Origin of the sequence: Parazoarcus communis (assembly GCF_003111665.1) — a bacterium.
GTDB lineage: Bacteria > Pseudomonadota > Gammaproteobacteria > Burkholderiales > Rhodocyclaceae > Parazoarcus > Parazoarcus communis_B.
This window is the reverse complement of the sequence record NZ_CP022188.1, coordinates 3989790-4007258: the sequence shown is the minus strand read 5'-3', so window position 1 is coordinate 4007258 and position 17469 is coordinate 3989790. Positions and strand designations below refer to the sequence as shown.

At 63.2% G+C, this 17469-nt stretch carries 20 protein-coding genes; 2 read left to right on the top strand and 18 right to left on the bottom strand.

Annotation, left to right across the window (positions count from 1 at the left end):
* Window positions 1-14 precede the first annotated feature (14 nt).
* From CEW87_RS18295 to CEW87_RS18270, 6 genes are all read right to left on the bottom strand, one after another.
* Entirely contained in the window at window positions 15-1010 is a 996-nt protein-coding gene (locus CEW87_RS18295; protein ID WP_108975289.1) for a BMP family protein, read from the bottom strand.
* Window positions 1011-1022: 12 nt separating this feature from the next.
* Window positions 1023-1649, bottom strand: a complete 627-nt coding sequence (locus CEW87_RS18290; protein WP_199917052.1) for a TetR/AcrR family transcriptional regulator — start codon at window positions 1647-1649, stop codon at window positions 1023-1025.
* 74 nt (window positions 1650-1723) lie between these two features.
* On the bottom strand, window positions 1724-2356 hold the full coding sequence (gene upp, locus CEW87_RS18285) for a uracil phosphoribosyltransferase (RefSeq protein ID WP_108948461.1): 633 nt from the start codon (window positions 2354-2356) through the stop codon (window positions 1724-1726).
* A gap of 28 nt (window positions 2357-2384) precedes the next feature.
* Window positions 2385-3638, bottom strand: a complete 1254-nt coding sequence (locus CEW87_RS18280) for a URC4/urg3 family protein (RefSeq protein ID WP_108975285.1) — start codon at window positions 3636-3638, stop codon at window positions 2385-2387.
* On the bottom strand, window positions 3635-4876 hold the full coding sequence (locus CEW87_RS18275; protein ID WP_108975283.1) for a GTP cyclohydrolase II: 1242 nt from the start codon (window positions 4874-4876) through the stop codon (window positions 3635-3637). Before CEW87_RS18275 ends, CEW87_RS18280 begins: the two co-directional genes overlap by 4 nt.
* A gap of 214 nt (window positions 4877-5090) precedes the next feature.
* Window positions 5091-5552, bottom strand: coding sequence for an Lrp/AsnC family transcriptional regulator (locus CEW87_RS18270; RefSeq protein ID WP_108975281.1), 462 nt, complete (start codon window positions 5550-5552; stop codon window positions 5091-5093).
* Window positions 5553-5679: 127 nt separating this feature from the next.
* On the opposite strand from CEW87_RS18270, the gene CEW87_RS18265 reads away from it, so the two are divergent.
* The gene (locus CEW87_RS18265; protein WP_108975279.1) at window positions 5680-6288 is read left to right on the top strand and encodes a LysE/ArgO family amino acid transporter; all 609 of its coding nucleotides are present in this window, start codon (window positions 5680-5682) and stop codon (window positions 6286-6288) included.
* 24 nt (window positions 6289-6312) lie between these two features.
* Here CEW87_RS18265 and CEW87_RS18260 read toward each other — a convergent pair whose 3' ends face one another.
* Window positions 6313-7011, bottom strand: coding sequence for an aspartate/glutamate racemase family protein (locus tag CEW87_RS18260; protein ID WP_108975277.1), 699 nt, complete (start codon window positions 7009-7011; stop codon window positions 6313-6315).
* A gap of 176 nt (window positions 7012-7187) precedes the next feature.
* Here CEW87_RS18260 and CEW87_RS18255 point away from each other — a divergent pair, with 176 nt between their 5' ends.
* Window positions 7188-7451 carry a hypothetical protein gene (locus CEW87_RS18255; RefSeq protein WP_108948455.1) on the top strand — a complete coding sequence of 88 codons (264 nt, stop codon included), beginning with the start codon at window positions 7188-7190 and terminating at the stop codon, window positions 7449-7451.
* A 144-nt stretch (window positions 7452-7595) separates the two neighbouring features.
* Here CEW87_RS18255 and CEW87_RS18250 read toward each other — a convergent pair whose 3' ends face one another.
* The 11 genes from CEW87_RS18250 to CEW87_RS18200 form a co-directional block, all read right to left on the bottom strand.
* Window positions 7596-8387, bottom strand: a complete 792-nt coding sequence (locus CEW87_RS18250) for a DUF1223 domain-containing protein (RefSeq protein ID WP_159098205.1) — start codon at window positions 8385-8387, stop codon at window positions 7596-7598.
* 113 nt (window positions 8388-8500) lie between these two features.
* On the bottom strand, window positions 8501-8728 hold the full coding sequence (locus CEW87_RS18245; protein ID WP_108975274.1) for a DUF2007 domain-containing protein: 228 nt from the start codon (window positions 8726-8728) through the stop codon (window positions 8501-8503).
* Between the two features lie 69 nt (window positions 8729-8797).
* Window positions 8798-9250: a DUF302 domain-containing protein gene (locus CEW87_RS18240; protein ID WP_108975272.1), complete on the bottom strand. Its 453-nt coding sequence runs from the start codon at window positions 9248-9250 to the stop codon at window positions 8798-8800.
* Window positions 9251-9351: 101 nt separating this feature from the next.
* Window positions 9352-9684 carry an SMR family transporter gene (locus CEW87_RS18235; protein WP_108975270.1) on the bottom strand — a complete coding sequence of 111 codons (333 nt, stop codon included), beginning with the start codon at window positions 9682-9684 and terminating at the stop codon, window positions 9352-9354.
* Window positions 9685-9964: 280 nt separating this feature from the next.
* Entirely contained in the window at window positions 9965-10468 is a 504-nt protein-coding gene (locus CEW87_RS18230) for a GNAT family N-acetyltransferase (RefSeq protein ID WP_108975269.1), read from the bottom strand.
* 41 nt (window positions 10469-10509) lie between these two features.
* Window positions 10510-10938 (bottom strand): hypothetical protein, encoded by a 429-nt coding sequence (locus CEW87_RS18225; protein ID WP_108975267.1) that lies wholly within the window; start codon window positions 10936-10938, stop codon window positions 10510-10512.
* On the bottom strand, window positions 10935-11351 hold the full coding sequence (locus CEW87_RS18220; RefSeq protein WP_108975265.1) for a VOC family protein: 417 nt from the start codon (window positions 11349-11351) through the stop codon (window positions 10935-10937). The genes CEW87_RS18225 and CEW87_RS18220 overlap by 4 nt, the downstream gene beginning before the upstream one ends.
* 63 nt (window positions 11352-11414) lie before the next feature.
* Window positions 11415-14039 (bottom strand): EAL domain-containing protein, encoded by a 2625-nt coding sequence (locus tag CEW87_RS18215; RefSeq protein ID WP_108975263.1) that lies wholly within the window; start codon window positions 14037-14039, stop codon window positions 11415-11417.
* Window positions 14036-16540 (bottom strand): chemotaxis protein CheB, encoded by a 2505-nt coding sequence (locus CEW87_RS18210; RefSeq protein ID WP_108975261.1) that lies wholly within the window; start codon window positions 16538-16540, stop codon window positions 14036-14038. The genes CEW87_RS18215 and CEW87_RS18210 overlap by 4 nt, the downstream gene beginning before the upstream one ends.
* A gap of 169 nt (window positions 16541-16709) precedes the next feature.
* Window positions 16710-17027 carry a DUF2149 domain-containing protein gene (locus CEW87_RS18205; RefSeq protein WP_108975259.1) on the bottom strand — a complete coding sequence of 106 codons (318 nt, stop codon included), beginning with the start codon at window positions 17025-17027 and terminating at the stop codon, window positions 16710-16712.
* A complete protein-coding gene (locus CEW87_RS18200; protein ID WP_108975257.1) occupies window positions 17020-17466 on the bottom strand; it encodes a MotA/TolQ/ExbB proton channel family protein in 447 nt (148 codons plus the stop codon). Before CEW87_RS18200 ends, CEW87_RS18205 begins: the two co-directional genes overlap by 8 nt.
* Window positions 17467-17469: the final 3 nt, after the last annotated feature.

Sequence of the window (17469 nt, the reverse complement as noted above, 5' to 3'; positions counted from 1 at the left end):
AATACTCAAGTCACTTAGTTGGATTTTGGCTCGGCGTCATTTACCTTGACCGTGAAGCTGCCGTCAAGAATGGCTTTTTCCTTGGCCTTGACCTTGGCGGTAAGTTCAGCCGGTACCTTGGATTCGAAGGTGCCCAGCTTGGCCATCTCGCTGCCGCCGAATTTCATCGTCGAATACTTGCCATAGTCCTCGGCCTTGAAGGTGCCGGCCTTGACCATCTTGAGTGCGGTGTCGATGGTCGGCTCCATGTTCCACAGTGCCGAGGCGACCACGGTATCCGGGTACTGCGGCTGGGTGTCGATGACGTTGCCGATGGCCAGCACGCCGCGCTCCTTGGCGGCGTCGGACACACCGAAGCGCTCGGCGTACATCACGTCCGCACCCTTGTCGATCATCGCAAACGCGGCTTCCTTCGCCTTCGGGGGGTCGAACCACGAGCCGATGAAGCTGACGGTGAACTTCACCTTGGGGTTGATCTCGCGCGCGCCATCCATGAAGGCATGCATCAGGCGATTGACCTCGGGGATCGGATAGCCGCCCACCATGCCGATCTGGCCGCTCTTGCTCATGCCAGCGGCGATCATGCCGGTGAGGTAGGCCGGTTCCTGGATGTAGTTGTCGAACACCGAAAAGTTCGGTGCCTGCGGCTTGCCCGAGGAGCCGAGCAGGAAGGCCGTCTTCGGATAGTCGCGTGCCACCTTGCGCGCGGCGGACTCAACCGCAAACGCCTCGCCCACGATCAGGCCCTTGCCCTGTTCGGCGTACTGGCGCATCACTCGCTCGTAGTCGGCGTTGGTGACGTTCTCGGAGAACACGTATTCGATCTCGCCACGGCTCTGTGCCGCATTGAGCGCCTTGTGGATGCGCGACACCCATTGTTGCTCGACGGGCACGGTGTAGATCGCTGCAACCTTGATCTTGTCTGCGGCAATCGCCGACAGCGGCAGCATCGCGGCGGCAGCCAGCGCGAGGCTCGATGTAATCAGGGTTCGGCGAATACGATTGGTCATCTTGACTTCCTTTCAGTGGGTTGTGTTTGCGGGAGGTGGTGGAACCGGGCGGAGCTGATCGGCTGCGCAGGGCAGACCGCAGGTGCGCAGCACGACGGTCAGCACATGCGCACATGCGCGTTCATGATCGGACGCCGACAGCCGGGACTTGCCGATGACGGCGCAGACCTGGCTCTCGAAGTCGGCATAGGTCTGCGTGGCAGCCCAGATGGTGAAGAACAGATGGGTGGCATCCACCGGCAGAATCCGCCCTTCGGCTGCCCACTGGTCAATGACCGCCGCGCGCGCTTCCACCGTCTTGCGCAGTTCGGTGCGCAGATATTCGCCGATATGGGTCGCGCCGTGCACGATCTCGTTGGCGAACACGCGCGAGGCGTCTGGACGGCGCGCGCTCAGGCGCATCTTGGCGCGCACGTAGGTGGTCAAAGCGGTCGCCGGATCGGCGTCGGCGGTGATGCTTTCGGTTTCGGCGAGCCACAGGGTGAGAATGTTGTCGAGCACTGCCCGGTAGAGTTCTTCCTTGGAGCCGAAGTAGTAGTGCAGCGTCGCCTTGGGCACGCCTGCGAGATCGGCGATTTCGGCCATGGTTGCGCCCTGGAAGCCGGCGCGCGCAAAGACCTTCTCGGCGGCCTTCAGCATCGCGCCTTCCTGGCGTCGACGGATGCGGCCTTTCAGCCGCCCCGTGTCATCAGCAGTCGTCGCCGTCTGCGCTCTCATCGGGTTCCGAACAGGCGGTCGCCCGCATCGCCGAGGCCGGGCACGATGTAGCCGTGCTCGTTCAGATGGCTGTCGATCGAGGCGGTCAGGATGGGCACGTCGGGATGTTCGCGTGCCATTGTTTCCAGACCTTCGGGTGCGGCCAGCAGGCACACGAACTTGATGCTGCTGACACCGTCCTCCTTGAGCCGCGACAGGGCGGCGCTGGCGGAGTTGCCAGTCGCCAGCATCGGGTCGACGACGATCACCTGGCGCTCGTCGATGTCGGACGGCACCTTGTAGTAGTACTCCACCGCTTCCAGCGTTTCCGGGTCACGGTAGAGGCCGATATGACCGACCCGCGCGCCCGGCAGCAGTTCGACCATGCCGTCGATCATGCCGTTGCCCGCACGCATGATCGCGATCAGGCACAGCTTCTTGCCGCTGATGACGGGCGCTTCGCAATCCGCCACCGGCGTGGTGATGGGGACCATTTCGGTGGCGAGGTCGCGCGTCACCTCGTAGGCCATCATGGCGGCGATCTCGCGCACTACACGACGGAAGTTGTCGGTCGTGGTTTCGGCGTTGCGCAGGATCGTCAGCTTGTGTTTCATCAGCGGATGATCGATTTCGGTGACATTGGGGTGCATGGGGCGCTCCGTCTGCTCTGCTGCCGGTTTAGAAAACGGTGCCGTCGCTGATGATGATCAGCGGAGGCGGGCCGCCGGGGCGCAACTGCGCGGCAATCCGCCGGCCGGCCGACCAGGTGCCGCCCTGCAGGACCTTGGGCAGCGGAAAATCTGCAGCGTCGAGCCCGAGTTCGGCGCGCACGGCTACGGCCAGACGGTCGAGCGCGATGACGGTCAGCGCGCGCCACTCGACGATGGGCGGCGAGTCCACCCGCCACGGCGTGGTGTGGAACGCGGGGTCGAGCGGACGGATGACGCCGAGGTCGAGCAGCAGGCCGCCGTTGCGGTACTCAGGCAGGCCGGTGAGCCTGTCGATGCCGCGCACTTCGAGGCCGGCGGCCGCGAGCGGTTCGAGCAGCGAATAGGTGAGCCACTGTGTGAGCTTGTGGAAGGGCAGCAGCGCGTCCTCGAGCGCGGGATGGTGCCAGCAGTCGCCGAGCGACACGCCCTGCAGGCTGATCCGCCCGGGCCACACCGGGCCGAGCGCCTTGAGCAGGGTGGTGAGGATGAACTCCGCCTCGATCACGCCGCCGTCGGCATGCGCCAGCAGGTAATCGACGAGGTTGCCGAGTCTGGCCGGGGTGCCGAACACTGCGGGCGTACCGGCGATCACCTCGCCCATGCGGCGCAGCAGGCCCGCCCGTCCGTCGAGTCCGACCAGGGGGTTGTCCGCGTCGACCTGGAATACCGAGGCAAGCTGCGCCGCGCTCAGGGCCGAGAGTGCCTTCGCGTCGGTGCGCAGGGGCCGGGCGGGGTCATCCGAGAGCGCACCGCTCGCAAACAGTGCGACGCTCGCAACCGCCAGACCTTCCGAGCGTGCGTGCGTCTGTCCATTGGCGGCGTCGTGATAGCGCCAGTCCGGGCCGGCGCCGGCGTCGAGCAGCACGCTGGGGATCACCAGGTCGATGGCGACGCGCGCGAGTTCCAGCGCGTCGGCGTAGGGCAGCGTGCTGCACAGCGCTTGCCAGCGGTCGACGCCACCCACCTCGAAATGACGCCAGCGGCTGTGATAGGGCACATCGAGATCGGGGTAGTCGCGCCGGATGGTTTCGGCCACGTAGGCCGCGGCGACCGGCAGGGCGTCGGCGTTCCACTGGAAGAAGGGCGACCGGCCACGTTCGACGGCTGCCATGACGGCTGCGCAGCGCTTGCGAACGGCGCTTGCCGTCAGCAGGGGCGTAGCGGGATGGTCGGCCGCGACGGGTGTGTACCAGCCGTCATGGATAGGCGTGGCAACGCTCATTCGTTCAGTCCCCGGCCCTTGGCGCGCGTCAGTTCATCGGCTTGCGGTGCGCCGGTCGGGGAGTAATAGCCTGCGGCCATCTTGGCGTCCATCTCGACCCGTGCATCTGCGGGGATCAGTTCGTCGGGAATCGCAACCTGCTCGACGATGTCGATGCCTGCGGACACCAGCGCGTTGCGCTTCATGTCGCTCATCGACGCCCAGCGGTCGATGCGGCTGATGCCGAGCCAGTGGAAGACGTCGGGCATCAGCTCCTGGAAGCGCATGTCCTGCACGCCGGCCACACATTCGGTGCGGGCAAAATAGGTCTCGGCCCGGTCGCCGCCTTTCTGGCGTTTGCGTGCGTTGTACACCAGAAACTTGGTGACTTCGCCCAGCGCGCGGCCTTCCTTGCGGTTGTACACAACGAGGCCGACACCGCCTTGCTGGGCCATCTCGATGCAGATCTCGATGCCGTGCGCGAGATAGGGGCGGCAGGTGCAGATGTCGGAACCGAACACATCCGAGCCGTTGCATTCGTCGTGCACCCGGCAGGCCACTTTTGTTTCGGGCTGCCCCAGCTTTTCGACGTCGCCGAACATGTACAGCGTCATGCCGCCGATGGGCGGCAGAAACACCTTGAGGTCGGGCCGGGTGATGAGTTCAGGGAACATGCCTGCGGTCTGCTCGAACAGCGTACGGCGCAGCTCGCGCTCGCCGATACCGAAGCGCTCGGCGATGCCGGGCAGATACCACACCGGATCGATGGCGGCCTTGGTGACCTTGACGTCGCCATTGGCGGCGAGGATGTCACCGTCGGGCTTGAGCCGCCCGGCCGCGATGGCTGCGGCAAGCTCGGGCATGTTGATGTGCGCCTTGGTGACCGCGATGGTCGGGCGGATGTCGATGCCGGCGGCGAGCAGATGACCGAACTCTTCGGCGACGCGGTGGCCCCACGGGTCGAAGGAAACGATCTTCTTCGGGTCGCACCACTGCGGATGCGGCCCGATCTCGGCGGCCGGCGTGGTGTTGGAGAGGTCAGGCCGGTGCGTGCTCTGCAGGTTGCCTGCTGCCACCGCGAGTGCGCGGTACAGCGAGTACGCCCCGGAGTGCGTGCCGATCACGTTACGCTGGGCCGGATCACTCAGGCTGGCGACGAAGGGGCCGCGGTCGCGGGCCGAGGGGGCGCCCCATTTGACCGCGTGGTAAAGGCCCGAGCGGGTGCGAGGATGCGAGGTCAGCATAATGTGAGACGTCATGGCACGCTCCTTCCTGTAACCGGTTTGCAAAAACCTGACCAGATGGTCAGTTTCAGCATAGCGAGTTTCATGCCAAGTAAAAAGGACGGGTTTACGCGAAGAATGCGGTGCAGCGCGCACCGGATGCGTGCCAGGCGGGGCGGATTGGCCGCTTTGCGCACGGTGGCGGTGCGTTTTCTACCGCCGAGCGAATGGCGTATCGGGTAACGCCGTACTAGTTTGCCCCATCAATCGGTAATGCTCTGGGAGCGAGTCGGGTGGATAGCACCACTGCCGTTTCGCTGCTGCCGTAAGGTGCAAAAGTCGCAATCAGTGCTTCGAGTTCGGACAGCGACTGCGCCACCACCTTGAGCATGAAGGCCGCACGGCCGGTGACATGGTGCGCTTCGCGTATGGCGGGCAAGGTGCCGAGCAGGGCCTCGACACGGGTGTAGGACTCCGGCGCGATATGAAGCTCGACGAAGGCGGTGACGGGGTAGCCGATGCTGTGTGCGTCCACTTCCGCACGATAGCCACGGATCACGCCCTGTTCCTCGAGACGCCGGATGCGCTCGGCCACCGCGGGCGATGAGAGCCCGACGCGTCGCCCGAGTTCGGCCAGCGGAAGGCGGGCGTTCTGCTGCAGCTCGGCAAGCAGGCGGCGGTTGAGGCGGTCGAGTCTGGGGTGATCGGACATTGGCGGCCTACGTATCCTGAAGATCCTTCGATTCTGAGGCAAAAGCGGTGCGATACCGTCGATCCCTCATGGGCGGGCGGCGGCGGTGGCGCACAGAATATGGCATCGAATTGCGCGGAATGATGCCATGTTGATCAAGGGATTGGTGCTCGGATTCTCCATCGCCGCGCCAGTCGGGCCGATTGGTCTGTTGTGCCTGCGGCGCGGGCTGGAGAAGGGGTTCTGGGCCGCATTCAGCAGCGGGCTTGGCGCCGCTACGGCCGATGCGTGCTACGGACTGCTGGGCGCGTTCGGGCTCGCAGCCGTCTGCGCAGTTCTGCTCGGACATGCGGTCTGGCTGCGCCTGCTCGGGGGGCTGTTCCTGTTCTGGCTTGCGTGGCAGACATGGCGCAGTGTGCCGGCGCGGCAGGCTGCCGAGGCGGAGGGTGGCGGGTTGTGGCGTGGCTACCTGACGACGATGCTGCTGACCTTGTCGAACCCAATGACGATCCTGTCGTTTGCCGCCATCTTTGCCGGACTCGGGCTTCCACAAGGCGATACGGTGCAGGGAATGGTTCTGGTGCTTGGTGTATTCATCGGATCGGCGCTGTGGTGGTGCTTGCTGGCGGGGCTGGCAACGACGCTTGCGCGCCGCATGGGCGGCGGCGGATTGCGCTGGATCAATCGCGTGTCAGCGCTGGTGCTCGCCGCCTTCGGCGCGTACTCGTCCGCCGGCTTGCTGCATCTACCCGCATGATGATCGCGCGCGTTGCGCAGGGCATCAGTCGTCGCCCAGGGCGAGTTCCGCAGCATGACAGGCGTGGATCGCGGTGGTGTCGAACAGCGGAATCTTCACGTCGGAGGCGCGGATCAGCAGGGAGATCTCGGTGCATCCCAGGATGATCGCCTCTGCACCGCGGTCGACCAGGCGTGTGATGATGTCGCAGTAGAGGGTGCGCGAAGCAGGCAATACGGTGCCGAGGCAGAGTTCGTCGTAGATGATGCGGTGAACGTCGGCGCGGTCGGCGTCGTTCGGCACCAGAACCTCGATGCCGTGCTGCTCTTCGAGGCGGTGCCGGTAGAAATCCTGTTCCATGGTGAAGCGCGTGCCCAGCAGCCCGACCCTGGAAAAACCCGCGCGCTTGATCGCTGCAGCGGTCGGGTCGGCGATATGCAGCATCGGAATCGCAACGGCCGACTGAATCGCATGCGCCACCTTGTGCATGGTATTCGTGCACAGCACGATGAAATCCGCGCCGGCAAGTTCCAGCGAGCGCGCCGCATCTGCCATCAGGTCGCCGGCTTCATCCCACTGTCCGTTGCTCTGCAGGCGTTCGATCTCGTGGAAGTCGACCGAAATGAGCACGATTCTGGCCGAATGCAGCCCCCCGAGGCGGTCGCGAACCGTTTCGTTGATGATCCGGTAATAGGGCATGGTGGATTCCCAGCTCATGCCGCCGATCAGTCCGATTGTCTTCACCTGGGCTTCCTCAAGTCCTCAGTCTGACAGCGGGTGCGGGCGTCTTCCTTGTCGAACGATGCGTCAGGCTTTCCTGCCATCGGCAAGTACTTGCGACAGATCAATGCCCTGAAGCCCCATGCGGTGCCTAATAGTAAAGCGAAGCGTGCTACAAATAAATCTTAAGAGGAGACAACATGCTGACCATACAGGACTGTATCGAGCTGTCTGATCTGACCGAAGAAGAGATCCTCGCGATCGCGGAGCATGAGCATGTGCCCGAGATGATCGCGGTCGAACTCGGCAGCTATCTGGTGCACACCTCAAGCGGCGAAAAGCGGATCAAGAAGATGATCGCAGACGACATCGCTGAGGCACGCAGCAAGGGTGACTACAAGCATGCGGCCAAGCTCAAGCTGGTGCTCAAGCATTATCTGGAAGAGCACGCGAATCTGAAGTGATCGCTGCCACTGCTCTGTAACCGTGCCGCTTCCCGCCGACCGTGAGTCGGGCGTGTGGGGGGCGGGGCCAGGGCTGAGGTCGCAGGCAGACTCGGCGACCCGTGTCGCCACCTGCGCCGGATGGCACCACCCGGTGCGCGACGATCAGCAATCCAGTCTGAGTGCCTGCAGCGGCTTGCCGGTGACGGCGTCGATGACGACCAGGTTGATGTGGCGGGGATGATCTGCGCTTTCGGCCCGCGTCGGCGTGAACCTGAGCGTCCGGGCAGCACCATTTTGCGCGTCCCATTCGGGAACCTGCACATACTCACGTACTACCGCATCGTGTCGGAGGCCTTCACCACGGTTCTCTCCGGCCCGGACGGCGGTGAAATGCCCGTCCTCGGTGACCGCCCAGTAGGCGGCGAGTCGTGCGGGTGCGCCAGCGGCCGGAACGATGGTGGCCGTGACCTCGTCACCGTTGTGCGGCAGGCTCAGCGCAAGGCTGGCCGTCGTGCGTGCTATTGCCGAAGTCGGGTGCGGCGTGGCGTGCCAGCGCGGGTAATCCTGTCCGTTCAGCACCACCTGGGGCGTATAGCTGAAGCGTGCGCCGTTTACTGCTTGCTGCCGTGCCTGGCGCAGCGAGTAGGCCGGGCTGGCGAAGCGGTCCTTCCAGCCCAGCTTGTCCCAGTAGTCCACATGAAAGGCGAGCGCGACGACCGCCGGATCGTCCCTGAGGCGCGACAGCCAGCGATCGGCGGGCGGGCACGAACTGCAGCCCTCCGAGGTGTAGAGCTCGACCAGTGGCGCCACCGTTGCCGAGCTCTGAGCGCTGCAGCTATGCGGAGCGCGGCCCGAGGTGGCGTGGTCCTGCCCTGAGTGGTCCGCGGCGGCTGGCTGGCCAATCAGCGCGAGCACCGCGGCCGTGCCGATGAGCCCCTGTGAGCAAGGTCGCATGATCCATTCTCCTGTGACGATGAGACTTCGTCGTGCGGAGCGTCGGATTCTTACGGTGGTCGGAATTACGGTGGTCGGAAGGCGGGCCAGGGCAAACATGGCCCGCGCGGCGCCTAGGCGTCGTCAGCAGGTTCGGCCTCGTCGTATTCGCGTACCAGCGTCAGTGCCGCGTCGACATCCTGCTCGTCAACCATGACCGTGGCGAAACCCATGGGCGACAGGTCGCCGACGCCGCCCTGCAGGTAGTGTCCGCCCACGTGGGCCTCGATGCCATTGGCGCGAAGCATGCCGGCGACGATGTGTGCCTCGACGATGTCGCCGGCGCGATAGATGATTTTCATGCCTGCAAGTGTAGCGTCGTCCGAGGCATGTTCGTCAGCCGGGGCAGGCGTGGTGCTGCCCCGCGTCGATCAGGGGGCGGTCGCAGCGCCCGCAAGGCCGGCGAGTGCTTTCTGCAGGTTCGGGACGACTGCGCAGTCGGCCACATCGCTGCGCTTCGCAAGGTAGGCCGGATCGTTGTAGCCGAGCCAGACCTGGGCCGAAGCGTCCTCCCACACCAGGGCCTTGAGCGGCAGGTCGATGCCGACGGTCTGTGCGCATTCCATGAAGGGCGTGCCGCCTTGAGGATTGCCGAAGATCAGAACCTCGGTGGGGCGCAGCGTCTTGCCGATCTTTGCCGCGCCAGCGGCGTGATCGATCCGGGCAAAGACGTTCAGTCCCTTGGCCTTAACCTGTTCCTCAAACCGGTTCATGGTCTCCTTGGCGCTGTGCGGGCTCTTGAGCGCGATCAGGCCGTCGGCAGCGCTTGCTGCAGTGACGGTGGATGCGAGGGTGAAAGCGAAAAGCAGTCGGGAAAACTTCATGTCTAACTCCGGCAGGGGTGAAAAAGTCGGGAGGTTCGGGTGCCTCGTTGTAGTGAAGCGGGCACGTCCCGGGGATTGGTCGCGTGAAGACAGAAAACCTTTCAGTGCGAAACCGTCCTGGAGAACACGTTGAGAACGGTCACGCCTGCAATGATCAGAAGCAGCCCGATGATTGCGGGGGTGTCGAGCGTCTCGCCGAAGACCAGCCAGGAGATCAGCGCGATCAGGGCAACGCCTGCGCCCGACCAGATGGCGTAGGCGACCGCGACCGGAATGAACTTCAGCGTCAGCGACAGAAAATAGAATGCCGAGGCATAGCCGGTGACCACGAGAAGCGAGGGCCACAGCCGGGAAAAACCGTCCGAGGACTTCAGCGCCGATGTCGCGATGACTTCGCTGACAATGGCGACAGCAAGGAAGAGCCATTTCTGCATGCGTGTGTTCGTCCGTATCGGCGCGTCGGGTCCGCGCGCTGCGCGGGAGAGCCCTGAGCGCGGCGCGCATTGTTTGTCGAGTTCATCCTTGAGGACGACTGCGTGGTGATGCTGTGTGTCCTTCGTGCCACGGATGAGCGCAAGTCTGCCGTGTTGCAGCAGTAAGGCTTTCTGCGTCCCCAGCAGTCATATTCAGATGGACTTGCGACCGGAAGCGTTCCCGGAACGTTCCCGGAGCGCGATGCTTTTTTCCGGATGGTGGCCGAAGCATTCTGCCGTATCAGGCTTCGGGCAGCGGTGGCCTCTCCGGTGGCAGGCGGGCGGTGAGCGTCTTCTGCATTGCGTAACGGCGGAAGCGCACGCCGTTGCGATCAAGGTCCTGCGCCTCGGTCACGACGAAACCCCGATGCTCGAAAAAGGGGCGGGCGACGAGGCTTGCCTCGGTAAAGGCGGTGTTGATGCCGGTGGCCGACAGCGCAGCCTCCACCTGCGCGCACAGTGCGGAGGCAATGCCCTTGCGTGCATGCTGCGGGGCGGTGAACAGCAGGTCGATATGTCCGTTTGGTGCCCAGGAGATGAAGCCGGTCAGCACGCCCTCATCTTCGGCGACCAGCGTCTGCTGTCCCTCCAGGCGCGCTTGCCACCGCTTCTGATCGGGTTCGGCAGGCGCCCAGGCTGCGCGCTGGCGCGCGTCGTAGTGGGCGCCCGCGAGGCCATGCACGGATGCGCTGAAGAGCGCGATGACGTGTGGCAGGTCGCCAGCGCGAAATCGTCGAATGTTCATGCGGAAATCATCGATGGTGCGGGACGGCGCGGGCGGAGGGGCTAGTTCCCGTCGCGTCCGGGTAAAACGACTTCCAAGGTCTTGCCACCATAGCCGTAGCGCTGGTCTCTTGCCTGAATGCGGACAGAACGCAGCGCGGATGGAATCACGACACCGTAGAGGTCGCGGGTGAAGGGCTGCTCGGATGCGTGGTCGTGAAACAGCTTGCGCTCGCCATAGACGGTGCCATCTGCGCCCGTGACCCGGAAGCCGTCGGCGTAGCGCTGCGGGGAGTCGTAGGGCGACGAGATCGTGACGTCGAAGTCGAAGCGGTCCGCAGTGAGCGCTCGAACCTTTGCTGCGAGCACGTCCGGAAACTGCTGGGTATCTGCTGCCATGGCCGACAGCGGGGTGCCGAGGCAACACAGCAGGCCTGCAGCGGCAAGGGTTCGGGCCATCAATGGCAGAGAGCGGAGAGCGGTCTTCGTCATGCCGGTTTGTCCGTGGGGCCGACCCACATGAAGGGATTGTGCGCGACTTCCCACAGATGGCCGTCCGGATCCTTGAAGTAGCCGCTGTACCCGCCCCAGAACACCTTCTGAGGCTTCTTGGTCAGGGTTGCTCCGGCCTTCACGGCCCGGGCGACTACCCCATCGACTTCCTTCTCGGAGCTCACGTTGTGCGCCAGCGCAAAGCCGCTGAATCCGCTGCCGTCGGCCGGCACCTGCGCGTCTTCGGCCAGCGCCTCGCGTCCGTACAGGCCGAGCCAGGTGCCGTTCAGCTTGAAGAATGCAACCGAGGGCGGGGACTCCAGCCGGGGAAAGCCGAGGCCCTTCTCGTAGAATTCGACGGATGCCGCGATATCGCGCACGCCGAGCGTGATCATGCTGATTCTGGGTTGCATTGGTCAGTCTCCTGAATGCTGTGTGCCGCAGATCGACGCGCGGGCTTACCGCGAGCGGCCAGTTTATCGTCTGGCGGGCGGGACGACATCAGACGAGATCAGTGCTTCGAGACAGGACAGGAATTCGTGTTTCAGTTGCAGAAACGCGCCGAGTTCAGGCTCAAGCCCTTCGGCGCTCTCGCCCTGCTCATGCCGGAGCACGAGCGCCTCGGCCTGATCATGGAGCGCCCGGTGCATGTCGTGGAGTTCGTGCTTGCCGCATTTCAATAATAGATGAGCGCCACGCTCGGTCGCCAGCCAGGCTTCAAAGCGGCACGGATGCACGCACATTCTGAGAGGCACTGCGTGCGGACCGTCCAGGGCGGCCTTGATTGTGGCAAGCCAGGCCCTGTGTTCGACCTCGGCGTGAAGGAGCGGGAGCTGGTCGGGCCTGATCACACGGGTGGCCGCCCAGCGCGGGTCGGGTTGCCATCCAGCCACCCAGGCAGGAACCCTGTCTGCCGGCATGGGCGGGGAGATCACGTAGCCTTGAGCCTGTTCGCAGCCAAGACGCATCAGCATGATGCCGGTCTCCACCGAGTCGAGGCCTTCAGCGATGGACTGGCGTTGAAACGCAGTCGCCAGCCCGATCACGCCTTCGAGGATCGCCAGCGCTTCGGGGTCCATGAGCAGGTCGTGCACAAAGCTCTGGTCGATCTTCAGGATCTCGGCGGGAAGCTTCATCAGGTAGGTGAGCGACGAATAGCCGGTGCCGAAGTCGTCCAGTGCGAACCGGACGCCCATTTCACTGCAGGTCGAAATGACCCTCGATGTCTTGGAAACATCCTGCAACGCGCTTGTCTCCAGTACCTCGAGTTCGAGGCTGCCCGGCTTTACATCCGGGTGCGCCGCAAGTGTGTTGCGCAGCCGTTCGATAAAGTTGGGCTGCTGCAGCTGCAGCGCACCGATGTTGACGCTGACCGGAATGTTCAGACCCTGTGCAAGCCAGGTTTCGATCTGGATGAGTGCGCTGTTGATGACCCACTCTCCCATGTCTACTGTCAGGGGATGATCCTCGATGAGTGGCAGAAAAACAGCTGGCGACAGCAATCCGCGTATCGGGTGCTGCCAGCGGATCAGCGCTTCAAGGCCGATGACCTTGCCGGTGCGCATGTTGACCTTGGGCTGATAGAACAGCAGGAACTCATTCCGCTCCAGTCCGAGGCGGATCTGCGCGATCTGATCGTGGTAGTCGCGGGCGCTCCTGTCCTGCCTTGCATCGAACAGCTGATATCGACCCTTTCCGGCCAGCTTTGCCTGGTACATGGCCTGATCGGCCTGGCGCAGGAGTTGGTCGGCATCGATGTCATCGATCTGAGGAAAAAAACTGACCCCGATGCTGGCGGAGACCTTTGCTGCGACACCATTCGCCTGAAACGGCTCCGCCGCGGCGTCGAGCAGGCGTTCCAGCATCGGTGTGCTGGCTTCGACATTCGCCAGATCACCCATGACGGCGATGAACTCGTCACCGCCCAGCCTTGCGAGCGTGTCGCCCTCACGGAGGGCATGCTTCATCCTCACAGCCAAGCGTGCGAGCAGATCGTCTCCGACGTCGTGGCCGTACTGGTCATTGACTGCCTTGAATCCATCGAGGTCGATAAAGGCCACGGCAAGACACTTTCCGTGCCTCAGTGCCAGATACATCGCCTGCCGCAGCCGGTCGGCAAGCAATACCCGGTTTGGCAGACCGGTCAGCGAGTCGAAGTGGGCGATTCGCTCGAGTTGCCTTTTCAGCGCGCGTTGCGCGGTGATGTCTACGAAAACCGTTGCAAACTGGTTCGGGGCGGGGGAGAACGCGGAGATGGAAAAGACTCTCCCGGCCGGGTCTTCAAGCGTTTCAAACAGGATGGGGTGACCGGTTGAGGCCACCGCAGCGAACTGCTCCAGGTGAGGCGGTGGTGTAAGGCCGTAGACCTGGCTTCCCCTGCAGCCGATGACCGTCGCACGATCGAGGCCAAGGATGGACTCGTACGCGGGATTAACCTCCAGGAGGATGTAGTCGATGGGGTTGCCGTGGAGATCAAGCACCATTTCGTGCAAGGCCATGCCTTCGGACATGGCGGAGTAGAGCGCGTTGAATTTCGATTCGCTCAGACGCCGGGCATCTTCCGCCAGCTTCCGTTCGGTGACGTCCATTGCAGCAAGACGGAAGGTCTCGTCCCGCGGGTTGTTCGCCACATCGGACTGAACATAAACGCGCCGAGGGGGAGCGTCGCCCGTAATCAGCGTCAGATCAGCGCTGCTGCGTGCTGCCGGGCTCAAGGCGCGCTGCAGCAGCAACGCAAACTTGCGCTGGTCTTCTGTTGCGACAAACTGGTGCAGTGTCTTGCCGGAAAGGCTGGCGCTGTCGCCACCCAGCAGGCGTTGGGCTGCGACATTGAGCTTGAGAATGTGCCCGAGTCGATCAAGGGTGAAGTAGCCGACAGGCGCAAAGTCATAGAGCTCGGTGTACTGGGTGAGCGCAATCTCGAGGTCATCGCGGGCCTCGCGCAACTCGGCATTCTGAATTTCCAGTTCGACCTGATGGACTTGAAGCTCATGGACCAGGCGCGCCTGATCGGCATGGTCCAGCCGGGCCATGTCGTTTTTGGCCTTCAGGCGTGCTTCCGCTGCCTGACGCAGTTCCTTGGCTTCATCCTTTTGGCTCATGGGTTCCCGCGCTCCCTCAGCGAGGCTTCGAGTTTCTTGGTTTCGCTGATGTCGATGAAGGTGATCACGACGCCGTTGATCACATTGTCCTGTGTCCGATAAGGCATGATGCGCGCGCGATACCAGCGTCCATCGTGCGTTTCGATTTCCTTTTCGCAGAACATCAGCGTTCTCAGGACTTCCATCGCATCGTCGCGCAGTCCGGGATAGTCGAGGTCGGTGACGATGTGGGAAAGCGGACGCCCGACATCACCCGAAATCAGTTTGAAGATCTTGGTGGCATGGCTGCTGAAGCGGCGCAGCAACATGTCATTGTCGAGAAAGATGGTGGCGATTTCGGTGCTGTTGAGCAGATTGGTCATGTCGTTGCGGATCCAGGTCAGGTCTTCGACCTTGGACTGGAGTTCGGCATTGACCGTCTGCAACTCCTCGTTGAGCGATTGCAACTCCTCCTTGGAAGTGGTCAGCTCTTCGTTGGTGGATTGCAGCTCCTCGTTGCTCGACTTGAGTTCTTCAACCGTCGTCTGCATTTCCTCCTGTGTGAGCTGAAGTGCCTCACGGGTTTGCTGCAACTCCTGATGCACGGCGTCGTCCGCTTTGGCCTCGATGGCCTTGCCTTGCCGCCGTCGCACAGGGGCCGTCGGCACGTCCTGAAAAACGATGATCACGCGCCCACGGAGTTGCACCGGTTTCTGGATGGCCTGAACCGTCACGTCTACGGTTTGGGCCCCTCCGTTGGTGCCGACCTTCAGGCCCTTCAGCACGATGGGCTGTGGGTCCTTCAGGGCCCGCAGGATGACTCCGGTCAATGCTTCGCGCAAACCATCCCGCGCCATCGCATGGATGTTGATATTGGTCTTGCCAGCAGGCGGTTCAAGATATTTCCCGGTACGGCCGCTGATGTAGATGATGTCGCCACTGCTGCTCACCAGTACGGCCGCAGGCGCAAAGGTCTGTTGAATGAGCTGGTCGGTAAGTTGGCCGATGTCGTCTGTGCCGGAGTCCATGAGCGGTTCGTTTATTAAGGTGTTTGATGGTGCCACGTAGGTCGGAAAGTTCAGCACGCCCGGCGATCGGGACTCATCGAGCCGGCGAAACAGCCTTAGCTTGCTGTTGAGCTGTTTGAAGAGGTGGTCGTGGTTGCCAATCGTCTCGGCGTTGCCAAGCAGCAGCAGACCGCCGGAGTTGAGACTGTAATGGAAGGTCTGCAGCAGCCGTTTCTGGAGCTCCGCACCGAAGTAGATCAGCAGATTGCGGCAACACAGAATATCGAGCTTGGTAAAGGGGGGGTCGGAAATGATGTCGTGGGTTGCAAATACCACCATCTCTCGCACTTGCCTGCTGATGCGATAGCCGCCGTCCTCGGCAGTGAAAAAGCGCGTCAGCCGCGATGAGGAGACGTCCGCAGCGATGTTGGCGGGAAAAACGCCTTTGCGCGCACGCTCGATGGCATCAGGGTCAAGATCCGTCGCGTAGATCTGCAGGGAAAAGCGGTGCGAAGGTTTGATCTGCTCGATCGCTTCGATAAACGTCATGGCCAGAGAATAAGCCTCTTCGCCCGTGGAGCAGGCAGTGACCCAGGCCCGCAAACTCCCGCCGGACGGACGCTCGGCCAACAGGGATGGAATCCCTTCGTTGCGCAGGCAGTCCCACGCCTCCGGGTCGCGAAAAAAATTTGTGACACCGATCAGGAGCTCTTTGAACAGCAGATCAAGTTCGTGGGGGTTGGCGCGAAGAAGGCGAACGTAGTCTTCCGGATTGACGATCTGATGCACCACCATGCGCCGTTCGATGCGCCGCTGCAGCGTGTTGGGCTTGTACAGGGAGAAATCCGTTCGACAACGGTCGCGCAGCAGCACCACGATCTTGTCGAGTGTATTGAGCAATGAGAGGGGCGGTTTTGAATCCTTGTTCGCGCCGCGCAAAGGGTGGCGGAGGAATTCCATGATCCGCGCCGGTATCGCCTTGGCCGGTGCAATGACATCGGCGACGCCTGCCTGGATCGCACTGCGCGGCATGCTGTCGGACTGAGCTGTACTGGGTTCCTGGACCAGTGTGAGCCCACCCCTGTCCTTGATGGAACGCAGCCCGAATACGCCGTCTGAGCCCATGCCCGAGAGAATGACGCCGATGGCACGTTCCTTGAGGTCTTCGGCGAGAGTTCTCAGGAAGAAGTCGATCGGAAGCCGCAGTCCGCGCGGGGTCATCTGCTCAAGCAGATGGAGCTTGCCGTGGAGTATCGACAGGTCGTAGTTGGGCCGGATGACGTACACGTGGTCAGGCCTGACCACGACACCATCGACCGCTTCGACGACCGTCATCGACGTGACGCGTTGCAGCAGTTCGGGCAAGGCGCTTGTATGGACCGGATCGAGGTGTTGCACGATGACGAACGCCATGCCGCTCGACTCCGGCACGTGGGCGAGGAGCTCTTCAAGCGCCTCAAGCCCGCCTGCAGAGCAGCCGATACCGACGACCGGGAACAGCGTGTCCACAGTCATCGAACGCTTTTGTGCGGAGTCTGTTTTTTTCACGTCAGGTCGTCGCTTCCGTTATATCCGTAAGGGCCCAGCCTCCCATTCAAGAGTACCGCGGGCGCGTCGCAATAGCGAATATGTAATACGCAGGCCGGGGCGTTCGGGTGCCGCCCGGTTCTTGTCCGGGCGGGGTTCAACCGCCGATAAGCAGCAGCTTCCCTGTTTTTGGGTCGCGGTACACCTGACCGAGCGCTTCATAGCCGCTTCCTGCTTCGGCTTCGCGCTGGATCGACTCGGGCACGGTCGTGAGCTCCTTGCCCAGCGTGATCTCGCGCCGTTGCTGCTGTGGCGGCGGCTCCGTCGCGAAATGCTTCTGCAGGTCGGGGCTGAAGGACACCAGCGCGGCGATCAGGCCGCAGGCGAACACGAGGACGATGTCGATGAGATTGGCCATCGGTCCGAGCGGGTCTTCGTCGGTGTCGAGAAAGGCGCTGTGCCGCCACTTATCCATGGCTGCTCTCCAGCGCGGTCAGCGCGTTGTCGTACCAGCGCCGGCGCAGGCGGCCGAGGACGAAGCCGATCATGCCTGAAAGCAGGCCGATCACCGTGGTGTCGAAGGCGACCGTCATCGCGGTGGTAAGCACCCGCAGTTCGCCTTCGCCGAGTGCGGCCAGCCCGGGGCCGAGCGGGATGAGGGTGCCCATCAGGCCGAGCATGGGGGCGAGCCGGGTGATGAAGTCGGCGCGCTCGATACGGCGCTTGCCGGCCCGCATCAGGGCGTGGCGGTCGCGCGCATCGGTGAGGCGCTGAATGCCGCCCCAGCGCTCGCCGATGCTGATGCCCGCCTCATACACGGACAGGGCGACGAAGAACAGCAGGCCCCAGATCACCGGTTGCAGCAGCAAGGCGGTGATCTGGTGCATCAGAGTCAGGGAGATTCCGGAAAACATGTG

Coding starts and splice junctions, on each gene's coding strand:
- CEW87_RS18295 (WP_108975289.1), bottom strand. CDS start 1,010: ATGACCAATCGTATTCGCCGAACCCTGATTACATCGAGCCTCGCGCTG.
- CEW87_RS18290 (WP_199917052.1), bottom strand. CDS start 1,649: ATGCTGAAGGCCGCCGAGAAGGTCTTTGCGCGCGCCGGCTTCCAGGGC.
- upp (WP_108948461.1), bottom strand. CDS start 2,356: ATGCACCCCAATGTCACCGAAATCGATCATCCGCTGATGAAACACAAG.
- CEW87_RS18280 (WP_108975285.1), bottom strand. CDS start 3,638: ATGAGCGTTGCCACGCCTATCCATGACGGCTGGTACACACCCGTCGCG.
- CEW87_RS18275 (WP_108975283.1), bottom strand. CDS start 4,876: ATGACGTCTCACATTATGCTGACCTCGCATCCTCGCACCCGCTCGGGC.
- CEW87_RS18270 (WP_108975281.1), bottom strand. CDS start 5,552: ATGTCCGATCACCCCAGACTCGACCGCCTCAACCGCCGCCTGCTTGCC.
- CEW87_RS18265 (WP_108975279.1), top strand. CDS start 5,680: ATGTTGATCAAGGGATTGGTGCTCGGATTCTCCATCGCCGCGCCAGTC.
- CEW87_RS18255 (WP_108948455.1), top strand. CDS start 7,188: ATGCTGACCATACAGGACTGTATCGAGCTGTCTGATCTGACCGAAGAA.
- CEW87_RS18250 (WP_159098205.1), bottom strand. CDS start 8,387: ATGCGACCTTGCTCACAGGGGCTCATCGGCACGGCCGCGGTGCTCGCG.
- CEW87_RS18245 (WP_108975274.1), bottom strand. CDS start 8,728: ATGAAAATCATCTATCGCGCCGGCGACATCGTCGAGGCACACATCGTC.
- CEW87_RS18240 (WP_108975272.1), bottom strand. CDS start 9,250: ATGAAGTTTTCCCGACTGCTTTTCGCTTTCACCCTCGCATCCACCGTC.
- CEW87_RS18235 (WP_108975270.1), bottom strand. CDS start 9,684: ATGCAGAAATGGCTCTTCCTTGCTGTCGCCATTGTCAGCGAAGTCATC.
- CEW87_RS18230 (WP_108975269.1), bottom strand. CDS start 10,468: ATGAACATTCGACGATTTCGCGCTGGCGACCTGCCACACGTCATCGCG.
- CEW87_RS18225 (WP_108975267.1), bottom strand. CDS start 10,938: ATGACGAAGACCGCTCTCCGCTCTCTGCCATTGATGGCCCGAACCCTT.
- CEW87_RS18220 (WP_108975265.1), bottom strand. CDS start 11,351: ATGCAACCCAGAATCAGCATGATCACGCTCGGCGTGCGCGATATCGCG.
- CEW87_RS18215 (WP_108975263.1), bottom strand. CDS start 14,039: ATGAGCCAAAAGGATGAAGCCAAGGAACTGCGTCAGGCAGCGGAAGCA.
- CEW87_RS18210 (WP_108975261.1), bottom strand. CDS start 16,540: ATGACTGTGGACACGCTGTTCCCGGTCGTCGGTATCGGCTGCTCTGCA.
- CEW87_RS18205 (WP_108975259.1), bottom strand. CDS start 17,027: ATGGATAAGTGGCGGCACAGCGCCTTTCTCGACACCGACGAAGACCCG.
- CEW87_RS18200 (WP_108975257.1), bottom strand. CDS start 17,466: ATGTTTTCCGGAATCTCCCTGACTCTGATGCACCAGATCACCGCCTTG.